The organism is Pseudoalteromonas sp. 2CM39R (assembly GCF_023161845.1).
On the sequence record NZ_JALNTM010000002.1, the window covers coordinates 665,612 to 691,197 of the forward strand.

Genomic DNA, 25,586 nt, shown 5'->3' on the forward strand with positions numbered 1-25,586 from the left:
ACCATTATGACAACGCTGTCATTATCACTTCTAGTTTTATCTTTGTAAAGTAAAAGTGAATAAAAAATTACTCTTTTTGTTAGTGTCTAATAATTATTAAACACTAACAAAGATCTTACGGCGATACATCCAATGCAATACCAGCATTTGTACTGCTAATAATGCAATTACCGCCATCAGGGGTTGCCATGCCTCTGGCACAGCTCGAACCACCCCACCAAATACGCTTTGGCTGACATAGCCCCAATTCACAAGACTTGACGCTAAGTAAATAATAATAGAGTTTGCACCTATGATCACAAAAGGATACGCGGCGCGTTGCCCTGGAAGAATATCCACCAGTGCATAAAATACGGCGAGCAATATGGCACTCCAGCCAACGGTTACAAGCACAAATGAGCTAGTCCATAGCTCTTTATTTACTGGGAACTGTAAATCCCATAACCAACCTAAACACACACTTACCACACCTACGGCGAACAACGAGGCGGTCATTTTCCACTCGCCGATTTGCTGAGCACGAGCCACTAATTGACCTGCAAACACGCCCATTAATGCATTAACTATCGCTGGGATATTCGACAACACACCTTCTGGGTCTACCACACGGTTTTGATAACTAATCCCCGGCAGTAAGTGTGCATCAAACCATGCATTCCAACTCCCTGCCGCTGAAAGGTCACCAGCACTGCCACCCGGCACTGGAACAAAACAAAGTAGTAGCCAATAACCCACTAAAATAGCTGCTGCGGTAATAATTTGTGTTCGTAAACTAGTATGCCAGACCAACATTGCACAGAAGAACCACGCAATAGCGATGCGGCCAAGAACACTGGCATAGCGAATTTCATCCAACGCCATTGGCATCCCTGTGCCCCAGCCGTGGTTATACAAAATACCTAATAAACACAATAGTAAAAGACGTTTACCCGCCTTGCGGTAATACACTTTGCGCTCATCAAACGGTAAATGGTCAATGCGTTTCGGGGCTAACCCCATCGCCACACCCGATAAAAATATAAATAATGGGAAAATCAGATCGTAAAATGTGAAGCCATGCCAAACGCTGTGCACGGTGTGTGCTTCAAAAACTTTCCAGCCAGTCCAGCCAGTTAAAACGAAGAGCGCTGCGAATAGTGACTGTCCGCCTAATATCCAAAACATATCCATGCCGCGCAGTGCATCCAGCGATGCCAAACGTTTTCTTGTTGGTTGTGTTGTTGTCATTGTATTACCTTAAATAGAAAAAGCCCCGCGATACAACGGCGGGGTTTTTACCAGGGAAGCTTGTTATAGCGCTTTTCCAGCAATAAAGGTGGCTTGTACATTTTGCTGTGCGTCTAACACCACAAAGTCAGCGTCAAACCCGCTCAGTAAGCGACCTTTTTTATGTAAACCTAAATATTGTGCAGGATAAAGTGATGCCATACGTAAGCTCTCAGCAAGGCTAACATCCAATGTGTTCACTGTGTTGCGCACCGCACTTGCCATATCAAGTACGCTGCCTGCTAATTCACCGGTCGTTGAATTTAATCGGTCGCCAGTACGAATAACTTTACGACCATCAAAGAAATCAAACTCCATATCGTCAGTCCCTACAGGTGGCATAGCATCTGTGACTAACATAATTTTTCCGCGCTGTTTGCTGCGAATTGCTAATTTTGCTGATGATGGGTGTACATGGTGACCATCAACAATTAAGCCGCACCAGCTGTTATCATCCCAAAGTGCAGCACCTACAACACCCGGCTCTCGTGATGTAAATGCTGACATAGCATTAAATAAGTGGGTAAAACCATCAGCCCCTGCCGCAAGTGCTGCATTGGTGGTCGCAAAGTCTGCATTGGTGTGGCCAATTGATACTTTTACACCACACTCAACCAAGCGCGCGATATCATCAGCACTAACATTTTCAGGCGCTAGGGTTACCATTTTAATGCCTAAGTCTTGGCGGGCATAAATCGCAAATTCTTGCTCTGTAATAGGGCGAATAAATTGCTCGCTGTGGGTGCCTTTTTTCCCTAATGAAAGGTGCGGCCCTTCGAAGTGCACACCCATTACGCCAGGAACACCTTCAGCAATTGCTTGTGCAGTTGCATCGGCCGCTTTTGCCATGACTTCGACTTTGTCGGTAATCAGCGTTGGCATAATCGCTGTTGAACCAAACTGACCATGTGCTTTGGCTATTCTATCTAAGCAATCTGGCGTTTGTTCAGCGTTGAAAAACGCCCCGCCACCGCCATTAACTTGTACATCAATAAAACCGGGTGCCACTAAACCCGTTAATGCAACGGCATTAGCATCTGCTTCAACAAACTTAAACACACCATTTTCGACGCTAAAATATACGTCAGATAAAAATTCGTCACCGGTAAACAATGAACTCGCATGATAAATCGTCATTACAAACTTACCTCTTGGTTTTGTTCAAGTACAGATTGCTGAGCAAAATACACAGCGCCCATTTCCGGTGGTTGAATAGGAGATTCAACGCGTTTCGCAATATCCTCTGCAAGCCACTTATTTAATGGCTCAGCTAAGCCACCAATCATAGATAAGCGTGGCGGGTTATTCTCTAATAAACGCTGAGCTAATTTACTGACGTAATCAGCACCCTCTTTAACAATCGAAACCGCAACTTTGTCATTGTTATTGGCTGCTTCAAATACATAGCGGGCTAATTTGGCAAAACTACTCGAAGGCTGACCAGACATTTTTTCAACAATCGCCATCGCATTGTCAGCTGCAAAATGCTCGGTGATCACTTTAGTCAGATTTGTTGCTTCACCTAGGCCATCAAGGTCTAACAAGGTCGCTTTTATTGCTTCAAGACCCATCCAGGCACCACTGCCTTTATCGCCTAGAGCAAAGCCATGACCGCCAAAGTTAGTTGTGCGACCATTTACACAAGAAAAACCACAAGAGCCAGTGCCTGTGATGATCACCGCACCATCACTCCCTTCATGGGCGCCGATACAGGCTGTATGTAAGTCAGTGGTGAGGAACATTTGTTTAAATGGATGCTCCCATTCCATAATCTTGTCGTACAAGCTTGGTAGGTTTACGCCTGCTAAACCTAAGCCGGCATAAAGCTGATGAACGGTTTCAAGCGGTAAACCCGCATCACGAAGTGCTAATTGTGTTGAGACCATAATTGATTCGAGAGTACGTTCCAAACCATGTAATGGATTTGCAGGACCACCTAGGCCAGTTCCTAATACACCTTGTTTAACAGAGTAGATAGTTGCTCGACATTTCGTTCCGCCACCATCGATACCAATAAACAATTGGTCCTCATTCACACTCTTCGCCATCATTTAACGACCCCTAGCCTTCGTTTAGTTTTTGTCTAAATCGCATTATTTTTTTTATCAGAATGCGAAATCATCTCAACCTTTGTTGATTTAATGTTACACAACAAATGACAGCGTTGTCATTATATTTTTTATAAAAATTCGTATAACTTTCATATTTATTTTTAATTTATTGAATTAAAACGCTTTATTTAGCAGACAAGAAAATTAGAAACCACATCAACAATGTCCTATAACACCTTTATTTATGCTTTTTTGCATAATTTAGTGCGTTGTGCGTGACTTTTCCTTTATTTATCATCAAGTGTAGCTAATGCTAGCTTAGCTGAAATAATACTTTAGTTAAACATTTTATTTTTATAGGAATATTTTTTTACCTTGATAGTAGCAATGAATCATCAATACAATGAAATTCAGCAGCAGCTTGCTTTAAAATATCAGCGGTGAGATGCTCTGCCCCATAGACATCACACGGTAGCTGATACTTATTTGCTAAGTGACCAAGTAATAATGCAAAATCACCATCGCCGGATAGTAATACCATTTTATCGAGCTGCTTGGCATGTTCTATCATGTCAATTGTAATGCCAACATCCCAATCTCCTTTCGCACTGCCATCTTTGCGCTGAATAAAAGGTTTCAGTTTCACCTCAAAGCCAATTGCGCGCAGAATATTTTGAAACTGCGATTGCTTTTCGTCGCCACGATATATTGCATACGCAATGGCGCAATCGATTTGGTAGCGTTCGCTCATTTGCGCCCAAAAGGCATTGTAGTCAAAATTTTTCTTGTAGCTTTCTCTACAGGTGTAATAAATGTTTTGTACATCTACAAAGATACCGACTCTTGGCTTATCAACTGCTGACATAACTTTTCTGTTTTTAGTGATTTGTGTTCACTGTAGCATATCTAGGTTGATATTTACGAAAAAGTAACCTAAATTGGTTACATAAAACAAAGTAACCAAATTTGGTTACTTATTGCGATGTAACTAAATTAAGTTACTTAATCTAAGGGATCATAATGATTGCGGTGATCAGCGGTGATTTAATTAAATCACAAAAAATTCCACAACAAGAATACGACGCCATGCTTTATCAGCTCGATCAAAGCTTACGCTTTGTTGCTAAGCGCTTTAACGCAAGCTTTACCATTTACCGTGGCGATGCATTGCAAATACAGCTAACAGAGCCTGAGCTGGTATGTCATGCTGCCATCTTGTTGTATTTGCAAATGAAGGCAGCCAATTATGAGCTGCGACAAAGCTTGGCTATTGGCTCACTCGACAACCCACGCGCCGATATAAAAACAGCCACAGGCAGTGCTTATACCTTATCTGGCCGTGGTTTAGATAACATCGGCCAGCAACGCTTAGTGTTAAATATTGAAAATAACGCCCTTGAAGAAGGCGTTGCGCTAAATATTGCGCTTGTCGAAGTCCTGCTTGAAAAAATGAGTCAAAAGCAGGCTAATGCCCTGTTTTATTATTTAACCGCAGAGAACAACAGCCATGCAGAGCTTGCCAAAGAGCTTAATACTAGCCGAGAAAATGTCACTAAGTTACTCAACCTAGCCCATTATCAGCTTATTGAACGCTTTATAAATTACAGCCAAACCACACTCAAAGGATTGTTATGACCAGTTTTGCTCTATTACTCACCGCGTTAGTGCTAGGTCACTTACTTGCTGACTTTTATTGGCAGCCAATGAGCTGGGTGCACGATAGAAACAACCGTCACTTTCGTGCTAGTAAGCTCTATTTGCATGTATTAACACACGGGGTGACCTCTTTAGCCGTGCTCACACTGTGGGAATACACATACGGCTGGCAAGAGTTCTCTCGTGTATTGTTAGCAGCTGGTGCGATTATGCTAAGCCACTATGTCATTGACTTGGCAAAGTCATACTCAAATAAAGGCGTAGTGCCGTTTTTACTCGACCAATTGGCACATCTTGTTGTGATTGTAATGCTAAGCGTTTGGCTTAGTGATAAGAATGAATTTTATAGCTTAGCGTGGCAGAAGCTGATTGCCCTCGATACCTTGTTTGTTATTGCAGCTTATTTATTGGTGCTCAACCCAAGTTCTGTGTTTATTCGCATGATGCTGGAGAAAATCAATATTCAGATAAACAATGAAGGCAGTATTCCTGCTGCAGGGCATTTTATAGGCTTGCTCGAGCGAGTGTTAATGTTGAGCTTTATTTTGCTAGGTGAATACGGCGGCGTGGGCTTTCTGCTAGCGGCCAAGTCGATTTTTCGATTTGGTGATTTAAAAGAAAGTAGCGAAAAACAACTCACTGAATATGTCATGCTGGGCACTTTGTTAAGTGTCACCGTAACACTCTTTATTGGTGTCGCCACCTTATATTGCATCAAACTCGTTTAATCGCTTAGAAAAACAAAAAACGCGCAATTGCGCGTTTTTTGTTTTAACTGTTATTAACTATCCGCAGCGGGTTTACGTCTTGGGCGAGATGGCCCAGATACACGCTGGCGATTACCCGCAGGTTTATTACCTGCTGGTTTATTGTTATTCGATTTATTCCCGTTGTTAGCGCCTTTTTGGTTTTGGCCCTGCTCTTTACCCTTACCCTGCCACTTACCTTGTGAAGGTCGCTTTTGCGATTTAGGTTTTGGCTTTTGTGAAGGTTTTGCTGCACCTTGACCGTCTTGAGCTGGTGCTTTTGGCTTTTTCGGTTTCTTTGGCTTTTTCGGCTTGATTGGACGCGTATCTAGTGGCTTTTCAGCAACTGGTTTACTTGGCTCAAAGCCTGCTTCTGTTGCACGTGGAATAAGCTCACCAATAAAGCGCTCAATACCATACAAATCGTCGGCATCATCAGCTGTTACAAACGATATAGCATGACCCGATGCACCTGCTCGGCCTGTACGGCCAATACGGTGAACGTAATCTTCATAAATATTCGGTAAATCGTAGTTAACAACGTGAGGCAGCTCAACAATATCTAGGCCACGGGCAACAATATCGGTTGCAACTAATACGCGCACTTCACCGGATTTGAAGCCTTCGAGTGCCTTAACGCGAGCGCCTTGTGATTTATTACCGTGAATGGCAGCACCCACAATATCATCGCGTTCAAGCTGCTTAACTAAACGGTTTGCACCATGCTTGGTACGGCAAAATACTAATACTTGTTGCCAATCATTAGTACGGATCAAATGGCTAAGTAATGCTGTTTTACGTGATTTATCTACCGCATAAACAGATTGAGCAACCGTTTTAGCTGTGGTGTTTTTTGCCGCGACTGAAATTTCAACGGGGTCGTTAATGAGCCCTTTTGCAAGTTCACGAATTTCATCTGAGAAAGTCGCTGAGAACATCAAGTTTTGACGTTTAGCAGGCAATTTAGCAATGATACGTTTGATGTCATGTATAAAGCCCATATCAAGCATACGGTCGGCTTCATCAAGGATCAGCACTTCTAAATCATCAAACTTAACAGCGTTTTGATTGTGTAGATCTAATAAACGACCAGGTGTGGCAACTAAAATATCAACACCTTTACGAAGGCGCATCATTTGCGGATTAATTTTAACGCCGCCATAAACAACAAATGAGCTAACATTTGAATGCTTAGCGTATTGCTCAACATTTTCGCTTACTTGTAAAGCCAGCTCACGGGTTGGTGCCAATACTAATGCACGTACTTTGTTGCCACCCGCTTTAGGGCCTTTTGACAAACGCTCAATTAACGGCAGCGTAAAACCTGCTGTTTTACCTGTGCCAGTTTGCGCTGCGGCCATAACATCGCGGCCTTCAATGATCGCAGGGATAGCTTGTGATTGAATAGGCGTTGGTGCTTCATAGCCCTTTTCTAAAACTGCATTTACTAAAGCTGGTGATAAACCTAACCCATCAAAACTCATACTATCTCTCTTTAAAAAATTCAGCCGATACGGCGAAGTGCGCGCATTATACCTAGGATAGTCAATAATGCATGGAATTATTTGCAAACTAGCACTTAATAGTGAACTTAGCCGATTTATTTAAGGCATAAAAAAAGCGGCTGAAATGCCGCTTTGTTCTTATACTCAATCTTTACTTAACACCAAGTTCGCGTAAACGCTCTTGTAGGTAGCTGTCTGCTGTATAACGCTCAGAAAGCACAACATCAGGACGCGGGTGTAAAAATAGTGGTAACGAAATACGTGATTTCGTAGACGCTTTACCCGTTGGGTTGATCACGCGGTGAATCGTTGATGGGAAGTAACCACCTGACGCTTCTTGTAACATGTCACCAATATTGATGATCAGGTTACCAAAATCACATGGTACGTCTAACCAACCACCATCTGTTTTTTGTACTTGTAAACCTGGCTCATTCGCCGCAGGTAATACAGTTAGTAAGTTGATGTCACCATGCGCTGCCGCACGGATTGCACCTGGCTCTTCATCACCTGTCATTGGAGGGTAATGAAGAATACGCAGGAGTGTTTGCTCAGAGTTAGCAATCATATCTTTAAGGTCGATAGAGAACTTAGCACGCACTTCTTCTGGTGCTTCAGCTTGAACCCAGCTTAATAATGTTGCTGCAAACTCATTCGCTAAACGGTAGTACTCACGGATTTCTTCTTCTAGCTGTGCTGGAACACGGCCTTTTGGATAAACGTGGTAGTACTCTTTAATATCTTTAACGGTAAAGCCTTTTGCAACTTCTGACACTGATGGTGGGAAGTAACCATCTTGTGTTTCTTTTGAAAATAAAAACTCATGCTTTTGCTCAGAATTAAAGAATTCTTGCCAATTTTTGTAAATAGACTCAACTAATGACTGAGGGATTGGGTGATTTTTTAATACACCGAAACCTGTGTTTCTTAGTGACTCAACAAATTGAGCGGCCGCATCGCTCGCTTTATAATCAACGGTAGGTAAATGTTGCATTTGTCTTTTCCAGTGAATAAGGTTCTAGAAGTCTGTGCTAAGCATAGCATTTCTTCATTATAGCGCTTCGCGAGGATAGAGAAACACAGGCAAAAACATAAGGACTTATGTCCGCCCCACCTTGCTTAGCTCCTTAACTTTGATACAGATCAACTAAGCTCTTAAGTAGTATAATATGTACTATTACCTAAGCTTTGATATGGTTAATTAGACACATTTCAACGCAAAAGGATCGCTAATGTTCAAAAGTCTGCAAATCTTACTTTTCAGTGCGCTGATAATTGTAACCAATCAGGCCATCTGTGCAGAACAAGCCAACTATAAAGTCGAAAATATTAAAGACAACGTATATCGCTTTAGTGCTGGCCATTACCACAGCGCTTTTATGATTGTTGATAACCTGGCCTTAGTGACTGATCCTATTAATAGCGATGCCGCAAAATACTTAAAAAGCTATATCAAGAAAACCTTTAACGCCGAAATCAAATTTATGCTGTACAGCCATAGCCATGTTGACCATGCGATGGGCGGTAATGAGCTAATCGATAACAACACCACGGTCGTTGCTCACCAGTTTGCAACTGATGACCTTAAATTGAATAAAGTGCCTACAGCCCTACCTGATCTTACATTTACCGATACACTCAAAGTCCAATTAGGTGATAGTTACGTGCTTCTTAATTACTACGGGCCAAATAATGGGCGCGGCAATGTCAGTATGCGCTTTATGCCTGCCAATGTACTTTATGTTGTTGATTGGATTGTGCTTGGCCGCATGCCATATAAAAACCTGATTGGTTACGATATTAACGGCATGCTGTATTCAACCAAAGCGGTGCTAAATGAACCTGCGTTTGCTGCATTTATAGGTGGCCATGCAGATACTGGCAACCGCGATGATGTTGTCTCATACTTACACTATATTCAAGACTTACACACTGCCGTGCGCGATGGCATGTTAAAAGGTAAAAATCTTGCGACCTTACAAAAAGAAATAAGCTTGCCTAAATACAGCCATTTAAAAATGTACCAGCAATGGCTGCCACTGAATATTGAGGGTGTGTATAACAACCTTGTCGAGATGGGCTATTTTAATTTTCGCAGCGATATTAATGCTCAGTTTTAGCTGAGCATCAAAAGCGAGATAAAAACGCGTTAAGTTCTTTACTCATACGTGCTACAAGCACTTTTGGGCCACCATCATACATATCGTTATGGCGCGAATCTTTAAGCTTAATTTGCGTCACTGGATATACAGCGAGCTCTTGCGGCGTTAGCAATACGTTGTTATCTGCTGGGTAATCGCTACCGCGTAGTGTCAGTACAGCAATATTTTTGTTCCTTGGGGTCAGCATACGGCGATGATCAAGGGTGATCAGCTTAGCAACCTTAGCGGGATAAATAGCGGCATATAATGCTGCAATATCACCTCCATTTGAGTGACCAAATAAAGTGAGCTGATTAAAGTCATACGCAGGATAACGTTTTGCAAGTTCTACGGCTAAAAATTCAAGGGTTTGTACACCACGGTGCCAGTTTTCCATGCGTGTGGTCATGTATGGTGGCTCAGGGTTTAAACTCGGATCGCCTTTTAACTCATGAGCAACTTCAACCGTTAAATAACCATGCTGATGAAAGGCCTGCTGGGCAAATTGATAGTCTGTATGTGCCATACCATAGCCTGCCCCAATAAACGCCACGGGGCATTTTTTATTTATCGTGCATTTGCTATCGGCTGCTGTAATGGTCACCGGAATATGGCGTGCCCGCTCAGTATCAAACAGTGTCTCTGTTTGATTTGCAAAGGCTGTTTGCCCGCTAAGGGTTAACGCGAGCATTAGCGCCGCCTTTTTAATAGTTAACATACTAGTTTGAATTCTAAGCTACGTTTAACCATAGGCCATTCACCATCAATAATTGAAAACACCACGGTGTCGCGTACGCATCCATCAGCCATTATTTGGTGATTACGAAGCACCCCATCTTGTTTCGCCCCTAAGCGAGCAATGGCATTGCGCGAAGCCTGATTATGCCAATGGGTACGAAACTCAACAGCAATCACATTAAGTGTTTCAAATGCATAACTCAGCAGCAGTTTTTTACAACCAGTATTAACCCCAGTACGCTGAAAACGCTTGGCATACCAGGTATAGCCAATTTCTAAACGGCGGTTTTTACTGTCGATATTACAAAAGCGAGTTGAGCCTATCACCTCATCGGTGTGTTTATCGATGACAGCAAATGGTATTGCGCGACCAAGTGACTGTTGTTCAAACGCCATATTTAAATAATCGTCAACACGTTCTTCATTGGGCACTGAGGTAAACCAAAGCTCCCAAAGCTTTCCATCTGAAGCGGCGTTTACTAAAGCATCACGGTGCTCAAGCGTTAACGGCACTAATTTAACAAATTGACCTTCTAAGGTGATGGGACTTAAATCCATAACTTTTCTTAACCTTAAGTAGCAATAATATTTAATCCACCAGCTCTATATCGAGCCCTGCTAATAAATCCAAAGCAGCATAACGTTCAAATTTGGCCTTAGTGATATTGTTAGCTGTTATATCAATGGCGAAGTGGCTGGCACCAATAAAATTAGCTTTACTGAGGTTGGTTTGTTGAAACAAGCTGTCACGAAAGTCCGTATCAGTAAAATCAGCTGAAGATAAATCTGCATGTCTAAAATCAACATCTTTGGCAAAACAGCTACGCATTTTTAAAGCTTTTAAACTAAGTTCAAAAAAGCTGCTGTGGCTAAGTTCACAGCCAACAAAACTCACTGAAGAACGGCTGGCGAGTAGCGGCCAATCAACATCAGTAAAACGAACACTGGTTAATTTACACTGTTTAAAGCTTACTTCTTCAAGCGAGGTGTATCTAAGCCCAAGGGCAGCTAAATTACAGTTTTTAAACTCACACTCTATGAACCGACAGTTTTCAAACTGACTATTGCTAAAGTCACAGTCGATAAATTCACATTGCTCAAATTCGCAATGCGAAAATGTTTGCCCTGCAAGGTTTGCTTCAAAGGTGTGTTCAAAATAAAGGGAATGGCTTGCGATCACGCGGTGGTCTCAATATCTTGTTTAAGCGCAAGTACTGCAATAAAAATAAGACCAAACAATGGAATTAGCCCTAGTAACCCACCAATAACGGCCACCACGATTGGTATTGAGGTTTTGCGCTTACCTAAGTAATAGCTGATAGCGGCAAACACAGGAATTAAAATAACAATTATTTGCCCGATTAAAGTTGCACTGATATTCATTCTCTCTCCTTGAAGAACATACTAAATATTCATTTAAGCACAAAAAAACCCTAAGGCATACACCTTAGGGTTATTATTCATTAAGTCTTATAATTCAGGTTATTATGAATTATTCAACGTCTTTCGCTACAACATCAATTGCAAGCTCAGTTAATGCATCTGCATTTGCTTTGCTTGGTGCATCTGTTAATAAACATGATGCTTGAGTTGTTTTAGGGAAAGCAATAACGTCACGAATGTTATCAGTACCGCATAACAGCATAACTAAGCGGTCAAGACCAAACGCAAGACCTGCATGCGGTGGTGTACCGTACTTAAGTGCGTCAAGTAAGAAACCAAACTTGTCTTGCTGCTCTTGCGCTTCGATACCTAAAATTCTGAATGCTGTTTCTTGCATTTCTGCATTGTGAATACGTACCGAGCCACCACCAACTTCGTAGCCGTTTAATACCATGTCGTATGCATCTGATAGTGCACCAGCTGGGTTTGCTTCAAGTTCTTCAGGAGAAATACCTTTCGGAGCAGTGAATGGGTGGTGAACCGCATGCAATGTACCTTCGTCGTCTTCTTCAAACATAGGGAAGTCAACAACCCACAATGGTTTCCAGCTATCTAGATCAGTAATGCCTAAATCAACACCAATCTTAAGGCGTAGCGCACCCATTGCTTCGTTTACAACGTTGCGCTTGTCAGCACCAAATAAAATGATGTCGCCAGATTGTGCGTTAGTACGCTCAAGTAACTGGTTGATCACCTCTTCGTTTAAGAACTTAGCGATTGGTGATTGTACACCTTCAACGCCCGCAGCACGGTCATTCACTTTCATCCATGCTAGGCCTTTCGCGCCATAGATACCAATGAACTTAGTGTAATCGTCGATTTGTTTACGAGAAAGCTCAGCACCGCCTGGTACAGTTAATACAGCAACACGGCCTTTTTCGTCATTAGCAGGACCAGAGAATACTTTAAATTCAACGTCTTTTACTAAATCAGCAACGTCTACAAGTTGCATTGGGTTACGTAGGTCTGGTTTATCAGAACCATATAAACTCATTGCTTCGCTGTATGGCATTACTGGGAAGTCGCCTAAGTCAACGTCTAATAATGATTGCCACATTTCACGGATCATTTTCTCAGTCATTGCACGCACTTCATCAGAGCTCATGAATGACGTCTCTAAATCGATTTGTGTAAATTCTGGCTGACGGTCAGCACGTAAATCTTCGTCACGGAAACATTTAACAATTTGATAGTAACGGTCAAAGCCCGACATCATTAATAATTGTTTAAATAACTGTGGCGACTGAGGTAAAGCGTAGAAGCTACCCTTGTGAACACGGCTAGGTACTAAGTAGTCACGTGCACCTTCTGGCGTTGCTTTTGTTAGTACCGGTGTTTCGATATCTAAGAAGCCGTTGTCATCTAAGAAACGACGCACAAAGCTGCTCGCTTTTGCACGAAGTTTGATACGGTCGCTCATTTCAAGACGACGTAAATCTAGGTAACGGTATTTTAAGCGGCGCTCTTCAGAGTTTTGCTGATTAAAATCAAGTGGTAATGGCTCTGAACGGTTGATGATAGTTAAGCTTGTGCCTAAAATTTCAACTTCACCTGTTGCCATGTCTTTATTTACTTGGCTATCAGGGCGTGCGCGAACAACACCTTTTAACTGCACACAAAACTCTTGACGTAGTTTATTCGCAGTATCCATTAATCCTTCTACTTCAGGATCAAAAACAACTTGTACTAAACCTTCTCTGTCACGTAAATCGACGAAGATAAGGCCACCAAGGTCACGGCGTTTGTTGATCCAACCACATAGTTCAACTTCTTGATCTACGTGAGATTTATTTAGCTGTCCGCAATATATAGAGCGCATAGTATTCCTGTCAGTTAAAGACTTATAGCCGCCTGCTCTTAAGAGTTCGCTATTTTGAGAGCAAAAGCCACTATACAAAGTAATCATTTAAGGCAGAGCATTATACCCAAACCATCTCAAAATGCGAGTGCCAGCAGTGCCTGTCGGGGGCTAAATATATACCCCGACTTCTGAGCAAACATTTCTTTTGATACACTAGCTAAAGTTTAAATTTATTGGTTGGTTTAATGCTGTATTTAGGTTGTCCGCAGTGGTCTAGCACCGCATGGAAAGGAAATTTACTCTCTAGTCACTGTAAAAGCGCCGACATGCTCAGTGAGTATGCCAAATGCTTTAACTCAGTCGAGGGCAACACCAGTTTTTATGCTGATCCAAGTCACGAGTCATTATTACGCTGGCATGATGCGGTACCCGAAGACTTTAAATTTACTTTTAAGTTTCATCGGCGTTTTAGTCACGAATTACAACTGACGAATATAACTAGTGAGCTTAATGCGTGGCTAAACTTATTTGAGCCAATTTTTGCTAAAACGGGGCAAATTATGTTGCAGCTACCCCGTGCCTTTGGCCCAGATGCACTGCCACTGCTTGCTAATTTTATTGCACAACTACCGAAACAACTTAGTTACGGTGTAGAAGTACGTCACCCCGGTTTCTTTAAAAAAGATGATGCAGAAATTCGTTTAAATCAGCTATTAATTGAAAATAATATAGACCGCATCAGTATGGATACCCGCTCTTTATTTGCTGTTCCCGCCGACACCGATGCACTCATTGATGCGCAAAAGAAAAAGCCTTATTTACCTGTGCATGCCATTGCAACAGGAAATCAGCCTATGCTGCGCTTTGTGATTGCCAGTCTTGAACATGAATACAAGTCGTATTACCAGCCATGGCTGAAAAAAGTAAAGCAATGGCTTGATGAAGGAAAATCACCCTATTTGTTTTTTCATACCGCAGATAATCGCCAGTCACCACTTTTAGCAAGACAGTTTTGCCAAGATTTAGGTTACAATCACCCCGTGCTTGCGCCTTTTATAGGTGAACGCGAAGCAAGCCAAAGCAGTTTATTTTAGCGCCCGATTTATCAGAGAAAATATGAAAGATTACAGCCGTTATTTTCAAGGTTACCCGCCTCACATCATTGAGCAAGTGTTACAGCTATTTAATGGCGACAGAGCTGCTAACTACCTAAAGGGCAAATACCCTGATGCCCATAGCATTACCAGCGATAAAGCTTTATACAATTACGCCACTGAGCTGAAAAAGCGCTACCTTAAAAATGCCCTGCCTTTTGGCCGTGCCGCATTCAAAAAACAAGGTGATATGGTCACAAATGCCTTAGGCACCCATACTTTTCGTATGCAAGGTAAAACCCGAAAACACGATCTTGCCATTAATAGCGACCTGCTTCGCGCACCTGAACCACTTCTCAAAGCACTCGTCGTACACGAGCTGGCTCACTTTAAAGAAAAAGACCACAACAAAGCCTTCTATCAACTATGCTGCCACATTGAGCCGCAATACCATCAACTAGAACTGGATTTAAGAATATTCAGTGTGTTGGTCGGTGAAGGGAAGAATCCGTATTAAAGCTATCAAAAACATAAAACCAGAGGAAAGAATGTTAAGCTCTTGTTGTTCAAAAACACTAATAACTATCCCCCATCTCGATCAGCTAAAAACTGACGGCTGAAAGCTGACAGCTAAGTTTCTGAAACCTCAAACCTTCTTTGCCCTATCAGCTGCCCAGACTCGGTAACAACTTTAACGACCCACTTCCCTGCAGCATTAGCAGGGAAATTCGTTTTATGGCTCCACGCTCGATAGCCCTCTTTACGTCCCCCAGAAATATCCAAGGCTATACGGTCAACTTCTTTTCGATTATGCACCCAAACGTGAAAGATTTTTTCATTTAAACCTCGCGGTGCTTTTACCGCACTAAAACTATATAGACCGTTTGCATGCAAGCTCTGCTCAGTGAGTTCTGTTATTGGCGAAAGCGGTTTACGGGCTTGTTCATCAAGCTGATACGACATGCTCATATCGGTTAAACGCAGTGCCGCAGGTGGCACAAAGCTACGTAATTGCCAAAGCCCTGCACTTAAAGCACAAAGCAATAGCACCAACAGCGGGAAACGCCACCATTTCGCATTCGGCATCAAATTACCAAGACTTGGAATAGTTAAAATAACAGCCGTGATCAGCGCAATTTCAAAACTTTGGCTAGTCGTTAACTTTAATAAAATGGGTAAAGTAACCGACAGCACAACAAACAAAGAAAAGCTATGAAACACACTAAACCAGACACTGTGTCTTGCGAGCTTTTTGTAATAGAGGGGGTCAACAACAGAAACGAACGCACAAAGTATAATCAAAGCGGTAAACGCAGCCTGACCATGATCCCAAGTAGTCACGACTAAGAAAAATGGTAAGGCAAAAAACAAACTTTCTTGCTGCACAACTTGCAGCGCAAAGCGCATTACGTTAGGCGACACCGCCACACCGAAGCGCTCCTCTACTTTATCTCTTAGCCAGTTATCTATTAACAACCACAACCAAGTGACTAATAGCAAAATCGAAATAAGCTGCGAAAACGATTCTTTTCGCTCAACAAAGACATAGCTTGCTACACCACTGCAAAAAGCCAACACCGCCATCAACCCCGGCCGCTTCTGCATCATGAAAACAAATTTAGTTATAAAGTTTTTTAAGTAATTCATGCAATTATCAAATCCATTTAAGGCTTTATGAGTAAAGCATAAATTGGATGAATGTAGGCTTTAAAACGAGCTTTAAGTTCAAAGCTTTAAGCTGTAAGGTATTTTGATGAAGTCAAACGAGCATCGAGTATTTTTCTAAAAGGAACAAATGGAATGGCATATAAAGTCTTGATAATACTTTTATTAATTTCTAAGTGTACAACTGCGAATGCATTTGAAGATTATAGTTTTTTAAATGGTGAATGGTTTTGCAAAATGAAATCAGTATTACCAAACGATGCAATACTAGAAGTTGATAGCCACATAACTACTTCAATTAAAGATTTAAACTCATATTCAAAAAGCTTTTTTAAATTTTATTTCAAACAAAACCCTGATTTGGCTTCTGTTATCTCTGTTGAATCCACAGAAAAAATGGATTTCGAGGGTGATATAATGATCAGCTTTGATTCTAAAACCCATAAAACAAATTTAATCAAAGATGAGCTAAATATCTTTTCCCCAGAATCAGTGAAAAGCTTTACTCGAGGGCCTTCAGTGACAGTTAAAACGAAAATCCAAAAAATAGACGATGAAACTATTACGTTAATTGGGATTCCAGACAAAGATATTATTAATTGCTCTAAAAAACAAAAAAGCGCGGTCTGACCCGCGCCTCTATTTTATCTGATAGCTGACAGCTCATGCCGTTGGGTTTCGCTACGCTCTACCCAACCTACATAAGCTGTTACAAACCAAGCTCTGCCATAAAATCATCATCTGCATCGTCTGCTTGTGATGATGCTTTTTGCTTTTCAGCTTTTTGTTTAGCTTCGTTTTCGATGATGTCATCTGGGTCAACCGCTTCTGAAATATCAAAATCATGTAGTTTGATAAATTCAGTTTTATCCATTGCCAGTTCTAGATAGAAGATATTTTGCTTCGCTGTAGTGAAGGTCACACGGCGTGCTTGTGGCCTATCCATGGTGGTATCAACAGAGATTTGCACCTGCTTGTTAATCGCCATCATCTTAGGTTGGTTTTGCGTAATAGAAGTATGCAGCTGGTCACGTACTTTTGACGTAAAGTCACCAACGATTTGGTTCATCAGCTCGCCGAGTACGTTTGCCACATCATCTGATAAATGGCTTTGTGCAATTTCGTCCTCTGGCATACCCATGTTACGCATATAGTCATGGTAAATTTCCATGGCTGCTTGCGCTGTGAAGTTTGTCACCACAAGACCGGTAAAGCCACCATCGAACAATACAAAACAGCCAATATCTGGGCGCATACAGGTGCGGGTGATTTTTTGAACCATAGCAGAATAACTAATACTGTTACCGCTTGCTGAAGACAGAACTCCAGTCACTGAATGACACAGAGTTGATAAGATATCTTCTGTACTGATCACTTTGCTTTTTGTCATTAAACTTCTCTTTTTTGTACTTGTTATTGATAATTCTAGCCAAGCTACTGAATTTATCACTGACTATCCAGTTAAAAATGCTAAAATAGCGGTATTATTTTTTAAAGAGACTGTTCAAGTGACGCAAAAAGACAGTATTTATGCCACTGAGCAAGCGGTTAAAGACTTTAGCTTTGACCAACATGTAGTAGAAGTTTTCCCTGATATGATCCAGCGCTCGGTGCCAGGTTATGCAACTATTGTTAGCACCATGGGTAAGCTGGCTGGTGAGTACGCGCAAAGCAATTCAAACCTATACGACTTAGGCTGTTCTCTTGGTGCTGTAACGTTAAGTATGCGCCGTAATATTCGCACTGATAACTGTAATATCATTGCTGTTGATAATTCAGAAGCGATGGTTGAGCGCTGTAAATTACATTTACAAGGTTTTCGCTCTGAAGTACCAGTCACAGTTACACTAGGTGATATCAACGATTTAGCTATCGAGAATGCCTCTGTGGTCGCGATGAACTTTACACTACAGTTTATTCCACCTGAAAAGCGCCAAGCAGTGCTTGAAAAGATTTACGCAAATTTAAAACCAGGCGGTGTTTTGCTGCTGAGCGAAAAAATTAGAGGTGAAAATGAGCAATGCGATAATTTGCTCATTGATTTACACCATGATTTTAAACGTCACAACGGCTATTCGGAGCTTGAGATCAGCCAAAAGCGTACGGCTATCGAAAATGTCATGCGCCCTGATCATTTATCTACCCACTTAAACCGATTAAGTGAAATTGGTTTTAGCCAAACGCAAGTGTGGTATCAATGTTTTAACTTCTGCTCGATGATTGCAATCAAGTAATCATCACAACGATATAAAGAGTATTTCATGTCTCAATGGTTTAACCAATTTTACGCTGCGATTGCACAAAGCCCGCTTAGCCACTGGCTCGAAACTTTGCCTGGTCAATTAAAACACTGGGAACTCGAAGCTAGCCACGGTGATTTACCGAAATGGCAAAAAGTGCTGAAAAACTTACCAGAGGTAAGCACAAACCATGTAAACCTTCAGGATAAAGTACAAATTGGCACCGGTGATGAGCTATCTGAAGGTCAGCAAAAACAGTTAACGCATTTATTAAAGCGCATGATGCCATGGCGTAAAGGGCCATTTAGCTTACACGGTATCGAAATTGATACTGAGTGGCGCAGTGATTGGAAATGGGATCGTTTACTGCCTCATATCGAACCGTTAAAAGGCCGCACTGTGCTTGATATTGGCTGTGGCTCGGGTTATCACTTGTGGCGCATGCGCGGTGAAGGCGCTAATTTTGTAGTGGGCATTGATCCATCCGATTTGTTCTTATGCCAATTCCAAGCGATAAAGCATTATCACCAAGATGAAAACGTGCATTTATTGCCGTTAGGTGTTGAAGCTCTGCCAGAGCTAAAAGCATTCGATACGGTATTTTCAATGGGGGTTTTATATCACCGTCGTTCACCTATCGACTTTTTAGCGCAATTAAAAGCACAGCTTCGCCCTGGTGGTGAGTTAGTCCTTGAAACACTGGTTGTTGAAGGTGATGAGCACACAGTTTTAGTGCCAACTGACCGCTATGCGAAAATGCGTAATGTATGGTTTATCCCAAGCACCGCGGCATTAAAACTATGGATGGAGCGCGTTGGTTTTAAAGATGTACAAGTTAAAGACTGCGCAATCACAACGCTTGAAGAACAACGCAAAACCCAGTGGATGGAAAACGAATCATTAGTCGACTTTTTAGACCCAAATGACACCAGCAAAACCATTGAAGGTTACCCTGCCCCTCTTCGCGCTATTTTAACCGCGAAAGCTTAACAAATAGTGAGAAGTTTCGAGTTTCAAGGTTAAAAGTTCATTTGCCTGATACTTTTGCCTTGTAACTTGAAAACAAAAAACCGGACAACTGTCCTTGTCAAGTCGGTTAAAGTGATTTTTCAACTAGCCGCGCCAGTGCAATTGTTGTAAAATACGCGCGTTTCTAAGCAACCCACATGCAACTTTTTTGAGGAAAACCTGTGAGCGAACAAAAACAGTCTCTTAGCTATAAAGACGCGGGCGTAGATATCGATGCCGGTAATGCACTTGTTGAGCGTATTAAAGGCGTAGTTAAAAAAACCAGACGTCCTGAAGTAATGGGCGGTATCGGTGGTTTTGGCGCACTTTGCGAACTACCAACTGGCTATAAAGAGCCTGTACTGGTTGCTGGCACAGACGGTGTTGGTACAAAACTACGTTTAGCAATCGATCTTAAAAAGCACGACACAGTGGGTATCGACCTTGTTGCTATGTGTGTAAACGACCTTATTGTACAAGGTGCAGAGCCACTATTTTTCCTTGATTACTATGCAACTGGTAAATTAGACGTAGATACTGCGGCTGATGTTGTAACAGGTATTGGTAAAGGCTGTGAGCTTTCTGGCTGCGCTTTAATCGGTGGTGAAACTGCTGAAATGCCAGGTATGTACGACGGCGAAGACTACGACATGGCTGGTTTCTGTACTGGTGTTGTAGAAAAATCAAAAATTATCGACGGTACTAAAGTTGCTGCAGGCGACCAATTAATCGCCCTTGCATCAAGTGGTCCTCACTCAAACGGCTTCTCATTAATTCGTAAAGTTCTTGAAGTATCTGGCGCAGACACAAACGCTGAGCTTGAAGGCAAAACACTAGGCGATCACCTTTTAGAGCCAACTCGTATCTACGTTAAACAACTACTTGAGCTATTCAAGCAGGTTGATGTTCACGCGTTATCGCACATCACGGGTGGTGGTTTCTGGGAAAACATCCCGCGCGTACTTCCTGAGTCTGCAAAAGCAGTAGTCAAAGGTGACAGCTGGGAATGGCCTGTTGTTTTCAACTGGTTACAAGAAAACGGCAACATCACAACACACGAAATGTACCGTACATTCAACTGTGGTGTAGGCATGGTTTTAGTTGTTCCAGCTGACAAACTTGAGCAAAGCTTAACAATCCTTAAAGATCTTGGCGAAAATGCATGGCATATCGGTGAGATCCAAGATGCGAAAGCTGGCGAAGAGCAAGTAGAAATTTTAGGTGGTCGTGACTAATGACCCCTTGTCGTCTTGTTGTATTAATTTCTGGTAGCGGTTCAAACCTTCAAGCCATCATCGACGCATGTGCGCGTGGTGAGATAAAGGCCGAAATCGCCGCTGTAATTAGTAATAAAGCCGACGCCTTTGGCCTTGAGCGAGCAAAAAATGCAGGTATACAAACACGTGTACTTAGCCATAAAGATTTTGACTCGCGCGAGGCCTATGATGCTGAGTTAATGGACATTATTGACAATTTTGAACCAAATCTAGTTGTATTAGCTGGTTTTATGCGTATTCTTACACCTAGCTTAGTGCAAAAGTTTAAGGGAAAAATGTTGAACATTCACCCTTCTTTGTTGCCTAAGTACCAAGGGCTGAATACCCACCAACGAGCGATAGATGCAAAAGATGACGTTCATGGTGTTAGTGTTCACTTTGTCACAGAAGAGCTAGACGGCGGTCCCGTTGTTCTTCAAGCCAAAGTTCCGGTACTCGAAAACGATACCGCAGAGACACTTGCACAACGTGTTCATCAGCAAGAACATATAATCTATCCATTGGTGGTCAAGTGGTTCAGTGAACAACGACTCAAGATGGAAGCAGATTATGCAGTTTTTGACGAAAAGAAACTTCCTGCACACGGCGCGCACTACCCAGAATAAAAATCTAAGTGCCCTACTCGCTTGTGTGGGCACTTTATTACTTCCTACCAGTGTTTTAGCTGGCGACCTCACTCAATATCAAGCCAAATACGATGTACTTCGTAAAGGCGAAACCCATGGTAAAGCAGTACGCGAGCTGAAAAAAGCCGCTGACGGTAACTACGTGATCACTTATCACAGTGAAATCGAATGGATGATTTTTTCGGACTCACGAAAAGAAACATCCATGTTTACTTATCACGATCAGAAAATTTCTCCAATGAGTTACACCATGGAGCGCTCAGGCACAGGGCCTGATAAAGAATACAGCTTGAAATTTGATGCAACGCAAAAACAAGTTCAAAGCAGCCAAAGTAAATATCCTCTTAAAATTGATTGGTCAGATGAATTTCAAGATTCACTGTCTTATCAAGTGCAAGTTCGCGAAGAGCTAAAACAAGGCAAAACGCAATTATCTTATCCACTGGTTGATAAAAAAGGTAATTTACGTAACTACAACTTTGAAGTTGTCGGCACAGAAATGATTTCACTGCCAATTGGTAATGTAGAAGCGATTAAAGTAAAACGTTTATACGATAACGACAAGCGTCAAGCACTCGCTTGGTTTGCCCCAGAAATGGACTACATGCTAGTTCGTATGTGGAAAGGTGAAAAAGGCGTAGAGCAATTTGAAGTGCAACTTAATTCATTTACCGTGACCACACCTGTTAGTGTTCCAAATGAAGTGCAACAAGAAGTGAGTAATGAAGCGCCTGAGTAGCGCTTCATCTTTTATTTAAATCTTTTCGCCCATTTTAAACAGTGCAAACTCACCTGGCTCCATTTTCTGCCAGCGTTCATCATTGGTGAGCGGCCTTGTTGCAATCACAGTAACCACGTCGTTCGGTGTGGTTTCTTTTTGAAAATCAACCACCATATCAGCATCAATTAATGTCGCTTTGCCAAACGGCGCACGGCGTGTGATCCAATGTAGATTATTGGTGCAATAAGCTAAAACGAAAACACCATCGGTAAGTAGCATATTAAATACGCCTTTTTCACGCAGTGTGTGAGCAAGCTTGGCAGCATAGCGAAATACAGACGCCATATTTGATGGGCGCTTAGGGTATTTTTCGCGAATTTTATCGAGCAACCAGCAAAACGCCAGTTCACTGTCAGTATTCCCCACAGGCCTGTAATAGTCTGGTTTTAAATCATGATAATTCGATAATTGCCCATTGTGGGCATACGTAATCTCTCGTCCCCATAACTCACGAGTAAATGGGTGGGTGTTTTCAAGACATACGCGACCACGATTACCTTGGCGAATATGGCTTATCACCGAAATACTTTTTATTGGGTAAGCTTTTACGAGTTTGGCAATTTCTGACTGGCAACTTGGCTCAGGATCTTTAAATGTACGACAGCCTTTACCTTCATAAAAAGTGATTCCCCAGCCATCTTTATGTGGGCCAGTATTACCACCGCGCTCTAATAATCCTGAAAAACTGAAACAAATATCCGTTGGTACATTGGCCGACATGCCAAGCAACTCACACATAGAACTCTTAACCTATAAAACTAATCGAAGGAAGGCATGATGGGCTGATCCCTACCTGCGCTCATTGTTAAACATACCGCTAAGGATGGCAACTGCTATGCTGAGATTTTCAGAACTATCTGAGCAATTCACAACTAATCGCAAGTATAACGGCGCTGATTATAAGTAATTACTCAACAATTCCTCATCTGCTGTAAATGTTTTTGCACTGATAGCCATTTTTAAAATAATAAAACTCACCAAACAAGCCGTTTTAATCCTTGTTCCCCTCTTGATAATTCGCTTTTCTAGCGCTACTCTAAAAGAGGTGGTCTGACCTCTATTAAGGAATAATCAATGACTCTCATATTTTTACTTGGTTTACTCGTGCTGCTTAGTATTGCGAGTTACCACAGAGCAAGCTGGAATACCTGCTTAGGTATTGCCGTTGCGACTTTACTTGTTGGCACATTTGCTGGCGCGTTTGGCGCAATTAGTTGGCTACTATTCTTACTTATCGCTGTGCCACTTTCTGTGACTAGCGTTCGTCAACAATATATCATTAAACCTATCTTTGCTGCTTTCAAAAAAGTAACCCCGACTATGTCGGATACTGAAAAATCAGCAATCGATGCGGGTACTACGTGGTGGGAAGCGGATCTGTTTTGTGGTCGTCCTGACTGGAACAAATTGCACCAATACCCAGCACCTAAACTGACTATCGAAGAGCAAGCGTTTATTGATGGTCCAGTTGAAGAAGTGTGTAGCATGCTTGATGACTGGCACGCAACTCACGAACTAACTGATTTACCGCAAGATGTTTGGCAATATCTAAAAGATAATAAATTCTTTGCCATGATCATCAAAAAAGAATTCGGCGGTTTAGAGTTTTCTGCTTATGCACAATCATGTGTACTGCAAAAGCTAACCAGTAAATCGACGCTACTTTCTTCTATCGTAGGTGTACCTAACTCATTAGGTCCGGGCGAATTACTTCAGCACTATGGTACTAAAGAGCAAAAAGATCATTACTTACCACGCTTAGCAAGTGGTCAAGAGATCCCATGTTTTGCTTTAACATCACCAGAAGCTGGTTCTGACGCAAGTGCAATTCCTGATTACGGTGTTGTTTGTAAAGGTCAATGGAACGGCGAAGAAGTTGTTGGTATTAGCCTAACGTGGAACAAGCGTTACATTACTCTTGCCCCAGTTGCGACTGTACTTGGTCTTGCATTTAAACTACAAGATCCTGACGGTTTACTAGGTGATGACAAAGAGCCTGGTATTACCTGTGCGCTGATCCCTACAGATACTCCGGGAGTAGAAATTGGCCGTCGTCACTTCCCGCTAAACGTTCCATTCCAAAATGGTCCTACTCGCGGTAAAGACATCTTCGTACCACTTGATTACATCATTGGTGGCCCGAAAATGGCCGGCCAAGGCTGGCGTATGCTTGTTGAATGTTTATCTGTTGGTCGTGCAATCACATTGCCGTCTAACTCAACAGGTGGCATTAAAACAATTGCGCTTGCAACAGGCTCTTACAGCCGTATTCGCCGTCAATTCCGTTTACCTATTGGTCAAATGGAAGGTGTTGAAGAATCAATGGCAAAACTTGCAGGTTACGCATATAGCTCTGATGCTGCTGTTAGCATGTCTACAGGGGCTGTTGACCTTGGTGAAAAACCATCGGTTGTATCTGCGATTATCAAATACCACTTAACTGAGCAAATGCGTGAAGCAACGATTCACGGCATGGATGTTCATGGTGGTAAAGGCATCATGCTTGGTCCAAACAACTACTTAGGTCGCGGTTACCAAGGTGCGCCAATTGCAATTACCGTTGAAGGTGCAAATATCTTAACGCGTAACATGATCATTTATGGTCAAGGTGCAATTCGTTGTCATCCATTCGTGTTAACTGAGCTAGGTGCATGTGCAATTGAAGACCGCGAAGAAGCGCTAGCAGTATTCGATAAAGCGTTAATGGGTCACGTTGGCTTTACTATTTCGAATCTTGTTCGTACTAAGTGGTTAGCATTAACAAATGCTCGTTTCACAAGTACACCGTACAAAGACGAGACCGCTGAGTTTTATCGTGTTGCGTCACGTTTCAGTGCATCATTAGCATTAATGTCAGATATCAGCATGGCGGTATTTGGTGGTTCATTAAAACGTAAAGAGCGTATCTCTGCACGTTTAGGTGACTTACTAAGCTACTTATACCTTGTATCTGCAACACTTAAACGTTACAACGACGAAGGCCGTAAAAAAGAAGATTTTGCGCTTGTTCAATGGAGCTGCCAAGATCACCTTTACCACTGCCAACGTGCACTCGCTGACTTAATCAATAACATGCCATCTGCACCACTACGTGCAATGCTTAAAATCATGTTATTCCCATTCGGTCGTCCAGTTCGTAAGCCTACTGATAAGCTTGAGCACAAACTTGCTCATTTATTACAAGTACCAAGCGAAACTCGTAACCGTTTAGCTAACTACATTTACCTTAAAAACGAGCCACTTAACCTTGTTGGTCGTCAAGAGCAAACACTTAAAGACATTCTTGAAGTTGAACCTCTTTTTAATAAGGTATGCCGTGAAAAAGGCGTAAAACTGCCTTTCTTCCAGCTTGATAAAGTAGCGCAAATGGGCCTAGAAGCAGGCATTTTAAGCCAAGCTGAAGCCGACAAACTAGCTGCTGTTGAAAAAGCCCGTCTTGACGTTATTAACGTTGACGACTTTGACCCAGCAGACTTAGTTGCAGGTAATGTTGCCCGCGGCGAGAGCGATAAAAAAGCAGACGCCGCTTAAGCAAGCAAAACAATTCC

26 protein-coding genes are annotated in these 25,586 nt (G+C 42.1%); 12 read left to right on the forward strand and 14 right to left on the reverse strand.

Going from position 1 to position 25,586, the window contains the following annotated elements; translation table 11 throughout:
- Positions 1 to 96 precede the first annotated feature (96 nt).
- From nagX to MTF66_RS07095, 4 genes are all read right to left on the reverse strand, one after another.
- On the reverse strand, positions 97 to 1,227 hold the full coding sequence (gene nagX, locus MTF66_RS07080; RefSeq protein WP_248526879.1) for a transmembrane glucosamine N-acetyltransferase NagX: 1,131 nt from the start codon (positions 1,225 to 1,227) through the stop codon (positions 97 to 99).
- Between the two features lie 63 nt (positions 1,228 to 1,290).
- Entirely contained in the window at positions 1,291 to 2,403 is a 1,113-nt protein-coding gene (gene nagA / locus MTF66_RS07085; RefSeq protein ID WP_248526880.1) for an N-acetylglucosamine-6-phosphate deacetylase, read from the reverse strand.
- Positions 2,403 to 3,317 carry an N-acetylglucosamine kinase gene (gene nagK / locus MTF66_RS07090; RefSeq protein ID WP_248526881.1) on the reverse strand — a complete coding sequence of 305 codons (915 nt, stop codon included), beginning with the start codon at positions 3,315 to 3,317 and terminating at the stop codon, positions 2,403 to 2,405. Before nagK ends, nagA begins: the two co-directional genes overlap by 1 nt.
- Before the next feature lie 370 nt (positions 3,318 to 3,687).
- Positions 3,688 to 4,182, reverse strand: coding sequence for an NYN domain-containing protein (locus MTF66_RS07095; protein WP_248526882.1), 495 nt, complete (start codon positions 4,180 to 4,182; stop codon positions 3,688 to 3,690).
- A 155-nt stretch (positions 4,183 to 4,337) separates the two neighbouring features.
- Between MTF66_RS07095 and MTF66_RS07100 the strand changes: the two genes are divergently transcribed.
- Both MTF66_RS07100 and MTF66_RS07105 read left to right on the forward strand, forming a co-directional pair.
- Positions 4,338 to 4,952 (forward strand): hypothetical protein, encoded by a 615-nt coding sequence (locus MTF66_RS07100; RefSeq protein WP_248526883.1) that lies wholly within the window; start codon positions 4,338 to 4,340, stop codon positions 4,950 to 4,952.
- Positions 4,949 to 5,701 carry a DUF3307 domain-containing protein gene (locus tag MTF66_RS07105; protein WP_248526884.1) on the forward strand — a complete coding sequence of 251 codons (753 nt, stop codon included), beginning with the start codon at positions 4,949 to 4,951 and terminating at the stop codon, positions 5,699 to 5,701. Before MTF66_RS07100 ends, MTF66_RS07105 begins: the two co-directional genes overlap by 4 nt.
- A 53-nt stretch (positions 5,702 to 5,754) precedes the next feature.
- Here MTF66_RS07105 and MTF66_RS07110 read toward each other — a convergent pair whose 3' ends face one another.
- Positions 5,755 to 7,203: a DEAD/DEAH box helicase gene (locus MTF66_RS07110; RefSeq protein WP_248526885.1), complete on the reverse strand. Its 1,449-nt coding sequence runs from the start codon at positions 7,201 to 7,203 to the stop codon at positions 5,755 to 5,757.
- 172 nt (positions 7,204 to 7,375) lie between these two features.
- Positions 7,376 to 8,218 carry an isopenicillin N synthase family oxygenase gene (locus MTF66_RS07115; RefSeq protein WP_054551580.1) on the reverse strand — a complete coding sequence of 281 codons (843 nt, stop codon included), beginning with the start codon at positions 8,216 to 8,218 and terminating at the stop codon, positions 7,376 to 7,378.
- A gap of 238 nt (positions 8,219 to 8,456) precedes the next feature.
- Here MTF66_RS07115 and MTF66_RS07120 point away from each other — a divergent pair, with 238 nt between their 5' ends.
- Positions 8,457 to 9,344 (forward strand): MBL fold metallo-hydrolase, encoded by an 888-nt coding sequence (locus MTF66_RS07120; RefSeq protein ID WP_248526886.1) that lies wholly within the window; start codon positions 8,457 to 8,459, stop codon positions 9,342 to 9,344.
- 7 nt (positions 9,345 to 9,351) lie between these two features.
- Here MTF66_RS07120 and MTF66_RS07125 read toward each other — a convergent pair whose 3' ends face one another.
- The 5 genes from MTF66_RS07125 to aspS form a co-directional block, all read right to left on the reverse strand.
- Positions 9,352 to 10,056: an alpha/beta hydrolase gene (locus MTF66_RS07125; protein WP_248526887.1), complete on the reverse strand. Its 705-nt coding sequence runs from the start codon at positions 10,054 to 10,056 to the stop codon at positions 9,352 to 9,354.
- Positions 10,057 to 10,076: 20 nt separating this feature from the next.
- Positions 10,077 to 10,661, reverse strand: a complete 585-nt coding sequence (locus MTF66_RS07130) for a GNAT family N-acetyltransferase (protein ID WP_248526888.1) — start codon at positions 10,659 to 10,661, stop codon at positions 10,077 to 10,079.
- A gap of 31 nt (positions 10,662 to 10,692) precedes the next feature.
- On the reverse strand, positions 10,693 to 11,283 hold the full coding sequence (locus MTF66_RS07135; protein ID WP_248526889.1) for a pentapeptide repeat-containing protein: 591 nt from the start codon (positions 11,281 to 11,283) through the stop codon (positions 10,693 to 10,695).
- Positions 11,280 to 11,486, reverse strand: a complete 207-nt coding sequence (locus MTF66_RS07140) for a hypothetical protein (RefSeq protein ID WP_248526890.1) — start codon at positions 11,484 to 11,486, stop codon at positions 11,280 to 11,282. The genes MTF66_RS07135 and MTF66_RS07140 overlap by 4 nt, the downstream gene beginning before the upstream one ends.
- Before the next feature lie 109 nt (positions 11,487 to 11,595).
- Positions 11,596 to 13,365: an aspartate--tRNA ligase gene (gene aspS / locus MTF66_RS07145; RefSeq protein WP_248526891.1), complete on the reverse strand. Its 1,770-nt coding sequence runs from the start codon at positions 13,363 to 13,365 to the stop codon at positions 11,596 to 11,598.
- Between the two features lie 227 nt (positions 13,366 to 13,592).
- On the opposite strand from aspS, the gene MTF66_RS07150 reads away from it, so the two are divergent.
- A complete protein-coding gene (locus tag MTF66_RS07150; RefSeq protein WP_248526892.1) occupies positions 13,593 to 14,441 on the forward strand; it encodes a DUF72 domain-containing protein in 849 nt (282 codons plus the stop codon).
- Between the two features lie 22 nt (positions 14,442 to 14,463).
- The gene (locus MTF66_RS07155; RefSeq protein ID WP_248526893.1) at positions 14,464 to 14,958 is read left to right on the forward strand and encodes a M48 family metallopeptidase; all 495 of its coding nucleotides are present in this window, start codon (positions 14,464 to 14,466) and stop codon (positions 14,956 to 14,958) included.
- 113 nt (positions 14,959 to 15,071) lie between these two features.
- Here the strand turns inward: MTF66_RS07155 and MTF66_RS07160 are convergent, their stop codons facing one another.
- A complete protein-coding gene (locus tag MTF66_RS07160; protein WP_248526894.1) occupies positions 15,072 to 16,088 on the reverse strand; it encodes a DUF5924 family protein in 1,017 nt (338 codons plus the stop codon).
- Positions 16,089 to 16,241: 153 nt separating this feature from the next.
- On the opposite strand from MTF66_RS07160, the gene MTF66_RS07165 reads away from it, so the two are divergent.
- Entirely contained in the window at positions 16,242 to 16,736 is a 495-nt protein-coding gene (locus MTF66_RS07165) for a hypothetical protein (RefSeq protein ID WP_248526895.1), read from the forward strand.
- A 79-nt stretch (positions 16,737 to 16,815) separates the two neighbouring features.
- Here the strand turns inward: MTF66_RS07165 and MTF66_RS07170 are convergent, their stop codons facing one another.
- Complete coding sequence (locus tag MTF66_RS07170) at positions 16,816 to 17,496, reverse strand: DUF3334 family protein (RefSeq protein WP_054561772.1); 681 nt, start codon at positions 17,494 to 17,496, stop codon at positions 16,816 to 16,818.
- Between the two features lie 118 nt (positions 17,497 to 17,614).
- Between MTF66_RS07170 and cmoA the strand changes: the two genes are divergently transcribed.
- The 5 genes from cmoA (at position 17,615) to MTF66_RS07195 (ending at position 21,996) form a co-directional block, all read left to right on the forward strand.
- Complete coding sequence (cmoA, locus tag MTF66_RS07175; protein WP_058585302.1) at positions 17,615 to 18,340, forward strand: carboxy-S-adenosyl-L-methionine synthase CmoA; 726 nt, start codon at positions 17,615 to 17,617, stop codon at positions 18,338 to 18,340.
- A 27-nt stretch (positions 18,341 to 18,367) separates the two neighbouring features.
- Complete coding sequence (gene cmoB / locus MTF66_RS07180; protein ID WP_054551592.1) at positions 18,368 to 19,336, forward strand: tRNA 5-methoxyuridine(34)/uridine 5-oxyacetic acid(34) synthase CmoB; 969 nt, start codon at positions 18,368 to 18,370, stop codon at positions 19,334 to 19,336.
- Positions 19,337 to 19,536: 200 nt separating this feature from the next.
- Positions 19,537 to 20,589 (forward strand): phosphoribosylformylglycinamidine cyclo-ligase, encoded by a 1,053-nt coding sequence (purM, locus tag MTF66_RS07185; RefSeq protein ID WP_248526896.1) that lies wholly within the window; start codon positions 19,537 to 19,539, stop codon positions 20,587 to 20,589.
- Positions 20,589 to 21,236, forward strand: coding sequence for a phosphoribosylglycinamide formyltransferase (gene purN, locus MTF66_RS07190; protein WP_248526897.1), 648 nt, complete (start codon positions 20,589 to 20,591; stop codon positions 21,234 to 21,236). Before purM ends, purN begins: the two co-directional genes overlap by 1 nt.
- Entirely contained in the window at positions 21,181 to 21,996 is an 816-nt protein-coding gene (locus MTF66_RS07195; RefSeq protein ID WP_248526898.1) for a DUF3108 domain-containing protein, read from the forward strand. The genes purN and MTF66_RS07195 overlap by 56 nt, the downstream gene beginning before the upstream one ends.
- 15 nt (positions 21,997 to 22,011) lie before the next feature.
- Here MTF66_RS07195 and MTF66_RS07200 read toward each other — a convergent pair whose 3' ends face one another.
- Entirely contained in the window at positions 22,012 to 22,776 is a 765-nt protein-coding gene (locus tag MTF66_RS07200; RefSeq protein ID WP_054561775.1) for a class II glutamine amidotransferase, read from the reverse strand.
- A 336-nt stretch (positions 22,777 to 23,112) separates the two neighbouring features.
- On the opposite strand from MTF66_RS07200, the gene fadE reads away from it, so the two are divergent.
- Positions 23,113 to 25,569 (forward strand): acyl-CoA dehydrogenase FadE, encoded by a 2,457-nt coding sequence (fadE, locus tag MTF66_RS07205; protein ID WP_248526899.1) that lies wholly within the window; start codon positions 23,113 to 23,115, stop codon positions 25,567 to 25,569.
- The last annotated feature ends 17 nt before the right edge of the window (positions 25,570 to 25,586 follow it).

Bases quoted from the DNA above. Each gene is read 5' to 3' on its own strand.
- MTF66_RS07115 (WP_054551580.1), bottom strand. From the start codon at position 8,218: ATGCAACATTTACCTACCGTTGATTATAAAGCGAGCGATGCGGCCGCT.
- MTF66_RS07100 (WP_248526883.1), top strand. From the start codon at position 4,338: ATGATTGCGGTGATCAGCGGTGATTTAATTAAATCACAAAAAATTCCA.
- MTF66_RS07200 (WP_054561775.1), bottom strand. From the start codon at position 22,776: ATGTGTGAGTTGCTTGGCATGTCGGCCAATGTACCAACGGATATTTGT.
- MTF66_RS07195 (WP_248526898.1), top strand. From the start codon at position 21,181: ATGCAGTTTTTGACGAAAAGAAACTTCCTGCACACGGCGCGCACTACC.
- MTF66_RS07110 (WP_248526885.1), bottom strand. From the start codon at position 7,203: ATGAGTTTTGATGGGTTAGGTTTATCACCAGCTTTAGTAAATGCAGTT.
- purN (WP_248526897.1), top strand. From the start codon at position 20,589: ATGACCCCTTGTCGTCTTGTTGTATTAATTTCTGGTAGCGGTTCAAAC.
- fadE (WP_248526899.1), top strand. From the start codon at position 23,113: ATGACTCTCATATTTTTACTTGGTTTACTCGTGCTGCTTAGTATTGCG.
- MTF66_RS07140 (WP_248526890.1), bottom strand. From the start codon at position 11,486: ATGAATATCAGTGCAACTTTAATCGGGCAAATAATTGTTATTTTAATT.
- MTF66_RS07120 (WP_248526886.1), top strand. From the start codon at position 8,457: ATGTTCAAAAGTCTGCAAATCTTACTTTTCAGTGCGCTGATAATTGTA.
- MTF66_RS07105 (WP_248526884.1), top strand. From the start codon at position 4,949: ATGACCAGTTTTGCTCTATTACTCACCGCGTTAGTGCTAGGTCACTTA.
- aspS (WP_248526891.1), bottom strand. From the start codon at position 13,365: ATGCGCTCTATATATTGCGGACAGCTAAATAAATCTCACGTAGATCAA.
- MTF66_RS07160 (WP_248526894.1), bottom strand. From the start codon at position 16,088: ATGAATTACTTAAAAAACTTTATAACTAAATTTGTTTTCATGATGCAG.
- MTF66_RS07125 (WP_248526887.1), bottom strand. From the start codon at position 10,056: ATGCTCGCGTTAACCCTTAGCGGGCAAACAGCCTTTGCAAATCAAACA.
- cmoB (WP_054551592.1), top strand. From the start codon at position 18,368: ATGTCTCAATGGTTTAACCAATTTTACGCTGCGATTGCACAAAGCCCG.
- MTF66_RS07095 (WP_248526882.1), bottom strand. From the start codon at position 4,182: ATGTCAGCAGTTGATAAGCCAAGAGTCGGTATCTTTGTAGATGTACAA.
- MTF66_RS07165 (WP_248526895.1), top strand. From the start codon at position 16,242: ATGGCATATAAAGTCTTGATAATACTTTTATTAATTTCTAAGTGTACA.
- nagA (WP_248526880.1), bottom strand. From the start codon at position 2,403: ATGACGATTTATCATGCGAGTTCATTGTTTACCGGTGACGAATTTTTA.
- MTF66_RS07170 (WP_054561772.1), bottom strand. From the start codon at position 17,496: ATGACAAAAAGCAAAGTGATCAGTACAGAAGATATCTTATCAACTCTG.
- MTF66_RS07130 (WP_248526888.1), bottom strand. From the start codon at position 10,661: ATGGATTTAAGTCCCATCACCTTAGAAGGTCAATTTGTTAAATTAGTG.
- nagX (WP_248526879.1), bottom strand. From the start codon at position 1,227: ATGACAACAACACAACCAACAAGAAAACGTTTGGCATCGCTGGATGCA.
- MTF66_RS07155 (WP_248526893.1), top strand. From the start codon at position 14,464: ATGAAAGATTACAGCCGTTATTTTCAAGGTTACCCGCCTCACATCATT.
- MTF66_RS07150 (WP_248526892.1), top strand. From the start codon at position 13,593: ATGCTGTATTTAGGTTGTCCGCAGTGGTCTAGCACCGCATGGAAAGGA.
- nagK (WP_248526881.1), bottom strand. From the start codon at position 3,317: ATGATGGCGAAGAGTGTGAATGAGGACCAATTGTTTATTGGTATCGAT.